An 11,642-nucleotide genomic window follows, 5' to 3' on the forward strand; every position below is an offset into this window, starting at 1 on the left:
GGGGCGTTCGGCCCCGCATGGCGTGATGGGTGACGTGACGTCGCATGCGCGGAACTGACGGCCGGACGACGTGCCGTCCGGCTGCCGTCCGTCAGACCCGGGACGGCTCGCGCCGCGCTTCCGGCGCCGCCTCGCTCGCGCGGGCCGAGCCGAATATCCGGTCCAGCGCCAAGGGGCCGGGGCCGGTGAAGACGAGCAGCAGCAGGGCCCAGCAGAACATCGCGGCGGGCTCGCCGCCGTTCTGAATGGGCCACAGCTTCTCGGGCTGGTGCTCGTGGAAGTACGCGTAGGCCATCGAGCCCGAGGAGAGGAAGGCCGCGCTGCGGCTGCCGACGCCGAGCATCACCAGCGCGCCGCCGACGAGCTGGATGACGGCCGCGTACCAGCCCGGCCAGGTGCCGGCCTCGATGGTCTTGCCGGTGCCCATCATGCCGCCGAACCAGCCGAGCAGCGACGAGGCGCCGTGGCAGAAGAACAGCAGCCCGACCACGATGCGGAAGAGGGACAGGACGTACGGCTTGGCGCTGTCGAGCGCCTCGCCGAGGGTGCGGGGGGTGGGGGAAGAAGGCATGGGAGGGGAGCTCCTTGCTCCTGGGGACGGGGAACAGCGGAACGCCAGGTTAGGTTCCCCTCATCTTTTGTTGCAAGTTCAAGTTCCTGCCATTGTGAGTGCCTCGGAAGCCCTTCCTGACGTCTTCCTGACGTCTTCCTGGCGTCCTGAACCCGCTCCTCAGAGCCCCACGGCGCACATCGGGGCACCTTCCTGCCGGGGCTCCCGCGCGGTCATCACGCGCAGCACCGCGCGGGCCACCGCGTCCGTGTCGCAGAGGGTGACCGAGTTCACGCCCGGCCGCGCGCCCGCGGCCGTCACCCAGTGGACCCCCTCGGTCGGCACCCCGAGGGCGAACCGCCGCGGATGCGGGCGGCCCTGGGCGTCCACCAGCCGGTAGGGGGCGGTGGTGACATCGAGGCCGCCGGTCTCATAGCCCTCCACCCGGTGCGGACGGCCCTGCCCGGTCTCCAGCAGATGGATCAGCAACTCATCGGCGGTCCGGCGCACATCCGGCTCCGGCAGCCGCGCCTCGATCAGCGTCGTGGCCGCCACCGGCGGACCCGGCACCTCGGCCGACCGCGCGGCGAAACCGGCCTCGTCGGCCCCCTCCTCCGGGCTTTCCAAGGTCACCTCGAGGCGTGGGCCGAGGACGTCCAGGATCCCCGCCTCGATCAGCGCGGCCATCTCCTCGATCCGGCGGCGCGGCGGGCCGATCGAGAGGAAGGCGTTGAGCGGGGTGTACCAGCGGTCCAGATGGGCGCGGCGGGACGCCCCCGTCAGTCCGCCGTGGTCGACGATCAGACGCACCTCGTTCCGGAGGTCGCGCAGCACGTCGAGGGCCGCCTTGACCGGACCCTCGACATTGCCCAGCCGCGCGTGCGCCACGTCCTGGTGGGCGTAGGCCAGTAGCCACCGCCGGAATTCGTCACGCCCCGTGAACCGGCGTCCGCGGTACGGCTGGGCCACCGCGTCCCAGGACCAGCGCTCCGCCTCCGGAACGCCGTACTCCGCGAGCACGGCGGCCTCTTCGGGGCTGCCGTGCTCGGTGGCCAAAAAGTGACGCCTGAAGCGTGCTGGGGTGAACGGAGCGGGGGCTCCGGAGCCGGACTCGGGGGCGTCCGGGGCGGCCGGCGCGTGGGTGTCGGGGGCGCGGAGGGTCAGCAGCGCCTCGTAGTAGACCGTCTCGGCCTCCTTGGCCACGAGTGGCCATATCTCGGTGAGGAAGTCCGGCGGATCGCCGGCGTCCGCGCGCTTGCGGAAGTGGCCGAGCACATCGGGGGTCAGCAGCAGCGGGGTGTGCCGGCCGCACGGCCCCTTCGCGTTGTCGCCCCGCGCGTGGTACGGGATGCCGCGCCGCGACCCCGCGTACAGCCGTGGTTCGAGCCCCGAGGGCCGGTAGACCAGACCGCCGTGCGCGTTCGGGACGAATGTGCCGCCCCGGCCCGCCGTCAGCAGCGCCATATGGTCGAAGAAGTTGAGGCCGAGGCCGCGCAGCAGCACCGGCTCGCCCGGCGCGATGAGCGACAAGTCGACATCGGCGGGATTGGCGGGCGGGTAGTAGCGCAGCCCGTGCCGCTCCGCGTGGGCCGCGTACCGCCGCTCCGTGGCGCCGGTGGCCGTCGGCAGATGGCCCTGCGCCAGGACCACCGCGCGCAGCCCCTCCAGACGGCTCCCGTCATCCAGCGTCAGCACCTGGGTGCCGTCGGCCCGTTCCTCCAGCCGTACGGCGCGGGCCCGGTGCACCCGGACGGTCACGGTGTCCGGCGCGCCCCGCACCACCTCGCCGAACACCCACTCCAGATAGCGGCCGTAGAGCGCGCGGCCGGGGTAGTCGTCCGGGCCGAGGCCGGGCGCCAGGCCGCGCGCCGTGACCCATTCGTACAGGCTCGGCCCGGTCCGCACCGGTCCAGCGCATTCGACGCTCGCGTCGGTGAACAGGGTGACCTGCGAGGCCACGGTGTTCATCAGCAACTCGTCCGGCTGGGCGGTGCGCCAGACCCGTCCCGCGCCGGGCGGGGAGGGGTCCACCATGTGCACGGTCAGCGGGGTGCCGGGCGCCAGCTCCGGGGCCGAGGCGCACAGGCGCTCCAGCACGCTGGTGCCGCGCGGCCCGGCGCCGACGACGGCTATCGCGTGGGGGTCTCCGGCCAAGGTTGTGTCTCCCGGGGCAGATGTGACGCACGATGCGCGCCCATCATGCCGCCCGTTCCCCACGAATCGACCCGGTCTCCGGAAGCTGCCGCTCCGTTGTGGCCTGTATCACGGACGTACACCTCCATCACGTGACGTACGGCGCGGAACGGTACCCAAGGGACGGCGCTCAAGGGGCCGGCTGCGGGGTGTCCGGCGGACGACGCGGCTCCGCCGCTCACGATCCGTCGGACGACGCCCCTTGGCCCGCCCAGTCCGCCTCCAGCGCCGTCACCAGCCTGGCGCCGCCGCCCGAGGGGTCCGACTGCGCCTGGTCCAGCCGCAGATGCGCGGTACGGCCCCGGAGGGTCAGCGTCATCAACTGGTTGCCGAACCAGGGCCCGCCCGTCTTGTGCCAGCTCAAGCGGGGGTGCGGCACCCGGCCATGGCGCCGGAACGCCCGGCCCAGGGCGCGGCCCGCCGCGCTCCAGCCGAAGCGGAAGCCGAGCCGTATCGAGGCGTAGATGCTGTTGTGGACCGGGGAGCAGGTCAACTGGCGCACCTGGCTGCGGGGCGGCCGGGACGGCCACCGCGACCAGTCCGGGGCGGCCACATAGGCGTGGTGCACATCGCCGGAGAGCACGCTGATCGTGGCGGGTGCGCCCGGCGCGCCGCCCACCGCGGCGATGGTGTCGGTGAGCGCGTCGAAGGACTCGGGGAACGCGGCCCAGTGCTCCAAGTCGCCGCGCTGCCGCAGGTCCTCGCCGATCCGCGCCCAGCGCCCACCGCGTCTGCCGCCGCACACCGAGGCGTTCCACGCCTCCACGTCGTGCACGAAGTGCGGCAGCAGCCAGGGCAGCGAGGTGCCGAGCAGCAGATGGTCGTAGCCGCCCTTGTGGCGACTGTCGTCGTGATCGCCGTCCTGACCGCCGTCCTGACCGCCGTCGTGACTGTCGTCGTGACTGTCGTCGTGACTGTCGTCGTGACCGCCTTCGTAGCCGCCGGAGGCCGCCCAGGGCTCGTCCGGGCCGGGGAGGCCGGGCGCGCCGCCCACGCCGTCCATGGACTGCTCGCGCACCCAGGCGAGCTCCTTGTCGGTCAGCATCGCCCGCCGGCCCTCCTCGAGCACCCGCGCCGCGCGGGTGTCGACCATCAGCAGCCGGGTGCGGCCGAAGTCGCGGCGGTAGCTCCAGCGGGTGTACCCCGGATCGGCGTCGGCGCGGGCGGCGAACTCCCGCAGCGCCTCGGTGCCGTCCTCCGCCGCGCGCACCTCCGCGTAGAGCGGGTCGGCGGCCAGTTCGGCGGGGGAGAGGTTGCCCAGGTGCTGATGGACCCAGTAGGACATCAGCCCGCTCAGTATCCGCTCCCGCCACCACGGGGTGGCGCGCATCCGGCGCTGCCACGCCTCGCTGGTGTTCCAGTCGTCGATGACGTCGTGGTCGTCGAAGATCATGCAGCTCGGGACGGTGGAGAGCAGCCAGCGCACCTCGGGGTCCAGCCAGGACTCGTAGTAGAGCCGGGTGTACTCCTCGTAGTCCGCCACCTGCTCGCCCGGCGGTTCGCTCAGATCGCGGCGCTCGGCCAGCCAGCGGCGGGTCTCGGCGGAGGTCTCGTCCGCGTACACCTGGTCGCCCAGCAGCACCAGCACATCGGGGCGCGGGGCCTCCGGAGCGCGGGCGAGCGCCTGCGCGAGGGTGTCGAGCGCGTCGGGCCCCACGGGGTCGTGCGAGGCGTCGGAGGGCGGCGCGGCCCACCGGCAGGAGCCGAAGGCCACGCGCACGGGCGCGGGGTCCGTGGAGTCGGCCCCCGGGGCCGGGGTGCGGATGGTGCTGTCGGGGAACGAGGAGTCCGGCAGCGGCCAGACCTGCTCACCGTCGAGCAGCACCCGGTAGGCGGTCTCGCCGCCCGGCCGCAGCCCGGAGACCTGGATCAGGGCGTAGTGGTGGCCCGCGATCCGCCAGGTGCGGGCGGTGCCGCCCGCGCCGTCGGCGCACCGCACCTCGGCCTCACAGGGCCGGTCGGCCTCGACCCAGACGGTCGCGCCGGTGCCGGTCTCCCAGTCGACATGGCGCAGCAGTGGTCCCAGGCGCAGCCCGGCCATCCGGACCTCCTCCGTCGTTCTTCGATGTGCTCGTCATGCGTACGGTACGGAACGACGGAGGAGGCGCGGCGGTTCCGCCCGGCGGTGCGGCGGTTCCGCCCGGCGGTGTGCCGGGTGGAGCGGTGTCTCAGCAGCCGTTGAGGATGCCGCTGAGCGCGGACTTCTCGGCCGAGTCGAGGGTGAGCTTGTAGGTGTACTTCACCGACACCCACATGCGGGCGTACACGCAGTGGTAGGCGCTCCGGGGCGGCAGCCACTCGGCGGGGTCCTGGTCGCCCTTGGACTGGTTGACGTTGTCCGTCACGGCGATGAGCTGGGAGTGGGTCAGGTCGTTGGCGAACGACTGGCGCTGGGCGGTGGTCCAGCTGTTGGCGCCGGACTTCCACGCCTCGGAGAGCGGCACGACGTGGTCGATGTCCACGTCGGAGGAGGCGGACCAGGTCTCGCCGTCGTACTCGGAGTACCAGGTGCCGCTGGTGGCCGCGCAACTGGAGTCGGTCTGGACGTTCTTGCCGTCGCGCTTGAGGACTTCCTCGCGGGTGTTGCAGGCGCCGCTCTGGGTGATCCAGTGCGGGAACTTGTCGCGGCTGTAACCGTCGGACGAGCCCTCGGCCTTGACGGTCAGCGAGGCGAGCTGGGTACGGGCGGTGGCGGCGCTGGGCGGGGCGGGCGGGGAAGCCTCGGCGGCGGGCCCGCTCAGCACGAGCGTGCCCAGCAGGGCGACGAACCCGCCGAAGACGGATGCGCGACGCGCGTAGACGCGACGGCGAGTGAACGTGTCCGACATGCGAACTCCCTTGAGGGTGGGGGGTCGTTGGCCGCTGGTGCCCGGCCATGGTCGCGGCGCCGGGTTGCTGCGGGGTGGGCGCCAGGTAACAGGGTGACGACGCGGTCATGTCAACGCAAGGGGTTCCAGGGGGTGTTGGTGCCACGCACTCGATCCGGCGCGGCCGTCGTACGGTCGCGATACGGCCGCATATCGCGCACGCCCGCGCCCGGGGCCGAGGCATTGCCGCCGGTCAACGCCGCGCCCGGGGCGGCGCTTTCCGCTCCGGCGTCCGGCGCGCGCGTGCCCGTGCCGGGTGGCCACCCGTGAGCCGGGCGCGCGAGCGGCAAGGGCGCTCCGGGTGGCGATGGCCCTCCGGGCGGTCGGGGGGCGTCCGGTCGGTCGAGGGGCGTCCGGCGGTTCGTGGCGCCTGCGGCGGGCTGTTCCCCTCCCCGCCCCTTCCCGCAACTGGGGCTCTGCTCCAGACCCCGGGCCGGGGCTCTGCCCCAGTCCCCGGGCCGGGGCTCTGCCCCAGTCCCCGGGCGGGGGCTCTGCCCCAGTCCCCGGGCGGGGGCTCTGCCTCGGGCTCCGGGCTGGGGGACTGCCCCAGACCCCGGGCGGGGGCTTCGCTTTGGGCTCCGGGCTGGGGGCTCTGCCTTGGGCTCCGGGCGGGGGCTCTGCCTCAGACCTCGGGCCGGGCTCTGCCTCGGGCTCCGGGCCGGGGCTCTGCCTCAGACCTCGGGCCGGGCTCTGCCTCGGGGTCCGGGCTGGGGCTTCGCCTCGGGCTCCGGGCTGGGGCTTCGCCTCAGGCCCCGGGCTGGGGCTCTGCCTCAGGCCCCGGGCTGGGGCTTCGCCTCAGGCCCCGGGCTGGGGCTCTGCCTCAGGCCCCGGGCTGGGGCTTCGCCTCAGACCTCGGGCCGGGGTCTGCCTTGGGCTCCGGGCTGGGGCTTCGCCTCGGGGTCCGGGCGGGGAAGCTTCACCTCGGGCTCCGGGCTGGGGCTCCGCCTCAGACCTCGTACCGGGGCTCCGCCCCTTCCCGTGGCATCGGTACGCGGCTTCGCCGCGTGGTGGGGCTCCGACCCGGGCCCCGGGGTCCAGGGGCGAAGCCCTTGGTATCGGGAAGGGGCGGGGAGGGGAAAGCCGGACACCCCGTGGGGGCGCTGTCGCCGGGGCTCGACCGGGCCCTGGGCTTGTGAGGCTGGTCACGCTTCCCGGCGCCCTCGTCGGCATGCCGCCGGGTGGCGGCTCACCCGGGTGGGCGGGCGCGGTGGGGCTGTTCGCGGCGATGGCGGAGGAGGCGGTGACGGGCCCGGTGGGAGGCGGTGACGGGCCCGGCGGGGGCGGTGACGGTCGCGTCGGGGCGGGGGCGGAGGCCCGGGAGCTGGGCGCGGCGGGGGTTCCCGTATCCTTGGCGGAAGCAGAAGGGGAGTAGCTCCTCGCCGGACCGTCGACATACTGCCCGCCCCTCGAGGTGCGGGCCGGCGCCCGGAGCGTACGGATCACCGCGGGACGCGGAGGCCGTGCGCCAGCGAGACCTTCGGCCGCAGTGTCCGACGCTGCCGTGCCGAAGCGATCCCTCCCCGGGGCCCTTGGCGCGGCCCGATCTACGAGGTATCCATTCCGTGTTCAGCATCACCGTCGCCGCCGTGGTCTTCGGCGTCGTCTTCCTCGCCGAACTGCCCGACAAGACCGCCCTGGCCGGGCTGATGCTCGGCACCCGCTACCGCGCGTCGTACGTCTTCGTCGGCGTGGCCGCCGCCTTCGCCCTCCACGTCGGGCTCGCGATCGCGGCGGGCAGTGTGCTCACCCTGCTGCCGCACCGCCTGCTCCAGGCGATCGTGGGGGTGCTCTTCCTCGGAGGAGCGGCGATGCTGCTCTTCAAGAAGGACGACGACGAGGAGGAGGTCCGCAAGCCCGCCGACCAGAGCTTCTGGAAGGTCTCCGGAGCGGGCTTCATGCTGATCCTGATCGCCGAGTTCGGCGATCTGACCCAGATCATGACCGCGAACCTCGCCGCCCGCTACGACGACCCGCTGTCGGTGGGCGTCGGCGCGCTGCTGGCCCTGTGGGCCGTCGCGGGCCTGGGCATCGTGGGCGGCCGCACCCTGATGCGGTACGTACCGCTGCGGCTGATCACCAGGATCGCGGCCCTGGTGATGCTGGCGCTGGCCGGCTTCAGCCTGTACGAGGCCATCGCGGCCTGACCGGCGGAGTGACCCGGGCCCGGGCGCTCAGACGGCTGGGTGCTCAGACGGCTGGGTGGCCAGACGGCTGGGTGGCCGGGGGCCCGGGGCGGCCGTTCGCCTGGACGACCCGGGCCCGGGCCTGGGCGCGGGCCGTCCGGCCCGGGCGTCCTAGGTGTGCCATCTCATGACATTGGTTCCTCGCGGTCGGCTTGGCGAGCGTAGGACGCGAGGCGATCGGCGAGCGCGGTGACGAGGTCGCGCAGCTCATCGGGGCGCTCGATGACGAACGGCCGGTCGAGTGAGGCGAGTACTGGAGGCAACCAGTCGAGCCGCTCCGCCCGCAGCTCGACGCGCAGCCAGCGCTCGGTCGTCCGGTCCCGGCCTGCCGCGGGCTCGTGCTCCTCCAGGCTCGCGATGCTGGCGGGCAGGTGGGCGCGGATCCGCTCAACTGTCCCGTGGATCCGCAAGGTCACCTCATGCCGGTACTCGGCCGCGGCGAACGCTGACAACACGCGCTGTGCCGGACCGGGGCCCCCGGGCGCTTCGAATGAGCCGGGCAGGGCCCGCGCGTCTGCGATGCGATCGAGCCGGAAGGTCCGGTCCTCGCCGATCCGGGCGTCCTTGCCCGTGACGTACCACCGGCCCGCATGCGCGACGATCCCGTACGCGTGCAGCGTGCGTTCGCTGCGCCGTCCGTCGCGGTCGGTGTAGCGGATCGAGACCGGTCGGCGGTGGCGCACCGCATCCGCGATGGTGAGCAGGACCCCGGCGTCCGGGGTGTCGAACTCTCCGGGCTGTTCCGTGAAGGCGAGGGATTCCAGGAGTGTGTCGAGCCGGCGGGCGATGTGCTGGGGCAGCACCCGCCGGATCTTCGCCGATGCCGTCTCGTTTGCCGTGTGCTGCGCCGTCGTCAGCCCTGCTCGGCGGCCGGCGACCAGTCCGAGCAGCACGGCCAGCGCCTCGTCGTCGCTGAGCATGAGCGGAGGCAAGCGGTACCCGGGAGCGAGCCGGTACCCGCCGTAGCGGCCGCGCACCGATTCCACGGGCACATCCAGGTCGATCAGCTGGTCCACATACCGCCGCACGGTGCGTCCTTCGACGCCGAGCCGGTCGGCCAGTTCGGCCACCGTCCGGGTGCCGCCCGACTGCAGCAGCTCCAGGAGTGTCAGCACGCGGGCAGTGGGTCGGGGCACGTTCCCAACCTAACGCGAATACAGGACCGATTCTGTCCACTATTTCTCCTAGCCTGCGCAGTGCACGCCTCCAGCACAGCCAAGGAGATCCCCATGGAGTTCGTCTCGATCCGCATCATCACCAGCGACGTAGCGCGCCTCGTCGAGTTCTACGAGCGAGCTATAGGGGCGCGGGCGACGTGGGCCACCGAAGACTTCGCCGAACTCAACACCGCGGGCGCCACCCTCGCGATCGCCAGCACCCGCACCGTCCCGCTGTTCGCCCCGGGCTCTGCCCGCCCGGCGGACAACCACAGCGTGATCACCGAGTTCCTCGTCGACGACGTGGACCGCGTTCACCAGAACCTGACCGGCTTCGTCACCGACTTCGTCAACGGGCCCACCACGATGCCCTGGGGCAACCGGTCGCTGCTGTTCCGTGACCCCGACGGCAACCTCGTCAACTTCTTCACCCCCGTCACCCCAGAGGCCATCGAAAAGTTCTCACGCTGACGCCACGCACAGCCGCTCACGCGGGAGCCCTGAGTTCCCAGGGCTCCCGATGAACGCGGCCGCCGAGTCCAGGGTGGAGAGGTATAACGGGACGCTCTTCGCCGTTTTCGTGAACTACTACAATCCCGGACGCGGCTGCCGGGCGCGAGCGCCGCGCAGCGTCGTCGTCCCGGCGCTCAGTCCGAGAAGTGCAGCCGCATCGTGCCGTCGGGCAGGGCCTCGATGCGGACCTGCTCCAGGTCCCGCACATGCGCGTCCGGGGCGTGTGCCCCGGCGCGCGGGCCGATGCCGACCACGCGCATCCCGGCCGCCCGGCCCGCCATGATGCCGGCCTCCGAGTCCTCGAAGACGACGCAGTCGGCGGGGGCGAAGCCCAGCTCGGCCGCGCCCTTCAGGAAGCCCTCGGGGTCGGGCTTGCTCGCGCCGACGCGTTCCGCGGTGACCCGTACCTCCGGTATCGGCAGTCCGGCGGCGCCCATGCGGGCGCGGGCGAGGGCCTCGTCGGCGGAGGTCACCAGGGCGTGCGGGAGCGCGGCCAGCGCGGCCATGAAGGCGGGCGCGCCGGGCACCGGCACGACGCCGTCGAGATCGGCGGTCTCGCGCTCCAGCATCCAGCGGTTGTCCGCCAGGTTCCGCTCGATCGGGCGGTCCGGGAGCAGCGCGGCCATCGTGGCGTGCGCCTGCCGGCCGTGGACGACCTTGAGGACCTGCTCGGGGTCGAGCCCCTGCTCGGCGGCCCAGATCCGCCAGTAGCGCTCGACCACGGCGTCCGAGTTCACCAGGGTGCCGTCCATGTCGAGGAGGAGTGCGCGGGCGGTGAGGGACATCGGGACTCCTGGTCGCGAGCGCGGAGTGCGGACCGCGGAAAGGCGCAACGGAATGGGAAACAAGCGGCTCCGCCCGCCGGTCAGGGAAAACGGGCGGAACCACTTTGTTCCTTCACGATACAAAGCAGGGCCGCTCTGCGCCAGGGGGGTGGGCCCCTTAGGGCGTGTTCGACGGATCGTGGCGCCTGCGGAGGGCTGCTCCCCTCCCCGCCCCTTCCTGCTGCATCCCGCTCCTTCTTGCTGCATCGATATGCGGCTCCGCCGCGTGGTCCGTCGGACGCGCGTAGAGCTCCTTACGGCTCAGGCCCCTACGGCTCGTCGGTTCTCGATTCGAGGTCGCGGCGGGTGTTCTCGCCGTAGACGCCGTCCGGATCGCCCGTGATGTCGTGCTGGTCCTGGTAGCTGGAGACGATCCTGCGCAGCCCCGCGTCGTACTTCCCGTCCGCCACGCCGATGTACTGCAGCAACTGGGTCAGCCGCTGCTGGAGCTCGACCACCTCGGGTCCGCTGTCGCCCTCGCGCAGCACCGGCGGGCCGGGCGGCTCGGGGGTGTCGGACGGGGCGGAGGTCGGACCGCCGGACGCGCTCGGCCCGGGCTGTTCCGACGCCGAGTCGGTCGCGGAGGCCGACGCCGAGGGGCGGGCCGAGCCCGAGGGGCCGCCCTTGCTCGGGGTCGCGCTCGCCCGCGCCGAGCCGGACGCGGAGGGGTGGGGCGTCGCAGGCGACGAGGGGGTGCCGGACGACGCGCCGGGCCCCTCGGCCGGCAGCTCCTCCTCGACCGGGGGGCCGGCGGTGCTGTCGGCGAGCGTATGGTCGCTCGCGGCGCCGCCGCCGCCGTCCTCCTTGTGGTCACCGCCGAGCAGACCGGTGCCGATTGCCAGCGAACCGGCCACCGCCACGGCCGCCGCGCCCGCGAGGACGGCCGCCACGACCTTGCGCTTGCTCTTGCGGTGACGGCCGGGGCCGGAGGCGTCGCCGTCGGCCCCGGCCCCCTCGTCCCCGCCGGGTCTCTCCTCGACGCGGTCGATCACCCGCGTCTCCTCGCCGTCCCCTCTCCCGGCGCTCCCGGCGCTCCCGGCGCTCCCGGCGTTCTCCCCCTTCGCCGTCTTCTCCGCCTCCGCCGCCTCCGCCGTCTTCTCCGCCTCGTCGAAGAGGCGCAGATCACGCGGATCGGGGCCGACCGGGCGCTCCTGCGAGAGCGTCACCTGGGGGTTCGGCCGGGTCTGGTCATCGGTCGCACCTGCCGTCGCGGTGGACGCGGCGGCGCGTTCGGCACACGTACAGCCCGGGCGGCCGTTGGCGCGCGCCGGTGCGAAGCAGTGCGGGCAGGACTCTGCCGTCACGGAACTTTCCCTCCCTGGAGTTCGCAGCGATTATGCGCATCCGATCGTCCT

General features: G+C 73.3%; 9 protein-coding genes. 2 read left to right on the plus strand and 7 right to left on the minus strand.

Annotated elements, in window-relative coordinates; genetic code table 11:
* Positions 1 to 91: 91 nt before the first annotated feature.
* From ACZ6TD_RS32565 to ACZ6TD_RS32580, 4 genes are all read right to left on the minus strand, one after another.
* Positions 92 to 571 (minus strand): DoxX family protein, encoded by a 480-nt coding sequence (locus ACZ6TD_RS32565; RefSeq protein WP_471343869.1) that lies wholly within the window; start codon positions 569 to 571, stop codon positions 92 to 94.
* A 159-nt stretch (positions 572 to 730) separates the two neighbouring features.
* The gene (locus ACZ6TD_RS32570) at positions 731 to 2,704 is read right to left on the minus strand and encodes an FAD/NAD(P)-binding protein (protein WP_471343871.1); all 1,974 of its coding nucleotides are present in this window, start codon (positions 2,702 to 2,704) and stop codon (positions 731 to 733) included.
* A 217-nt stretch (positions 2,705 to 2,921) separates the two neighbouring features.
* A complete protein-coding gene (locus ACZ6TD_RS32575) occupies positions 2,922 to 4,784 on the minus strand; it encodes a DUF7800 domain-containing protein (protein WP_471343874.1) in 1,863 nt (620 codons plus the stop codon).
* 127 nt (positions 4,785 to 4,911) lie between these two features.
* Positions 4,912 to 5,571: an HNH endonuclease family protein gene (locus tag ACZ6TD_RS32580; protein WP_471343877.1), complete on the minus strand. Its 660-nt coding sequence runs from the start codon at positions 5,569 to 5,571 to the stop codon at positions 4,912 to 4,914.
* A 1,601-nt stretch (positions 5,572 to 7,172) separates the two neighbouring features.
* Between ACZ6TD_RS32580 and ACZ6TD_RS32585 the strand changes: the two genes are divergently transcribed.
* Positions 7,173 to 7,754: a TMEM165/GDT1 family protein gene (locus ACZ6TD_RS32585; RefSeq protein WP_471343879.1), complete on the plus strand. Its 582-nt coding sequence runs from the start codon at positions 7,173 to 7,175 to the stop codon at positions 7,752 to 7,754.
* 164 nt (positions 7,755 to 7,918) lie between these two features.
* Here the strand turns inward: ACZ6TD_RS32585 and ACZ6TD_RS32590 are convergent, their stop codons facing one another.
* The gene (locus ACZ6TD_RS32590; protein WP_471343882.1) at positions 7,919 to 8,929 is read right to left on the minus strand and encodes a helix-turn-helix transcriptional regulator; all 1,011 of its coding nucleotides are present in this window, start codon (positions 8,927 to 8,929) and stop codon (positions 7,919 to 7,921) included.
* A 93-nt stretch (positions 8,930 to 9,022) separates the two neighbouring features.
* On the opposite strand from ACZ6TD_RS32590, the gene ACZ6TD_RS32595 reads away from it, so the two are divergent.
* Positions 9,023 to 9,421, plus strand: a complete 399-nt coding sequence (locus ACZ6TD_RS32595; RefSeq protein ID WP_471343885.1) for a VOC family protein — start codon at positions 9,023 to 9,025, stop codon at positions 9,419 to 9,421.
* 176 nt (positions 9,422 to 9,597) lie between these two features.
* On the opposite strand, the gene ACZ6TD_RS32600 is transcribed toward ACZ6TD_RS32595, so the two are convergent.
* Together ACZ6TD_RS32600 and ACZ6TD_RS32605 are read right to left on the minus strand one after the other, a co-directional pair.
* Positions 9,598 to 10,248, minus strand: a complete 651-nt coding sequence (locus tag ACZ6TD_RS32600; RefSeq protein ID WP_471343887.1) for an HAD-IA family hydrolase — start codon at positions 10,246 to 10,248, stop codon at positions 9,598 to 9,600.
* 308 nt (positions 10,249 to 10,556) lie between these two features.
* Positions 10,557 to 11,591 carry a peptidoglycan-binding domain-containing protein gene (locus ACZ6TD_RS32605; protein WP_471343890.1) on the minus strand — a complete coding sequence of 345 codons (1,035 nt, stop codon included), beginning with the start codon at positions 11,589 to 11,591 and terminating at the stop codon, positions 10,557 to 10,559.
* Positions 11,592 to 11,642 lie beyond the last annotated feature (51 nt).

The organism is Streptomyces yongxingensis (assembly GCF_055597465.1).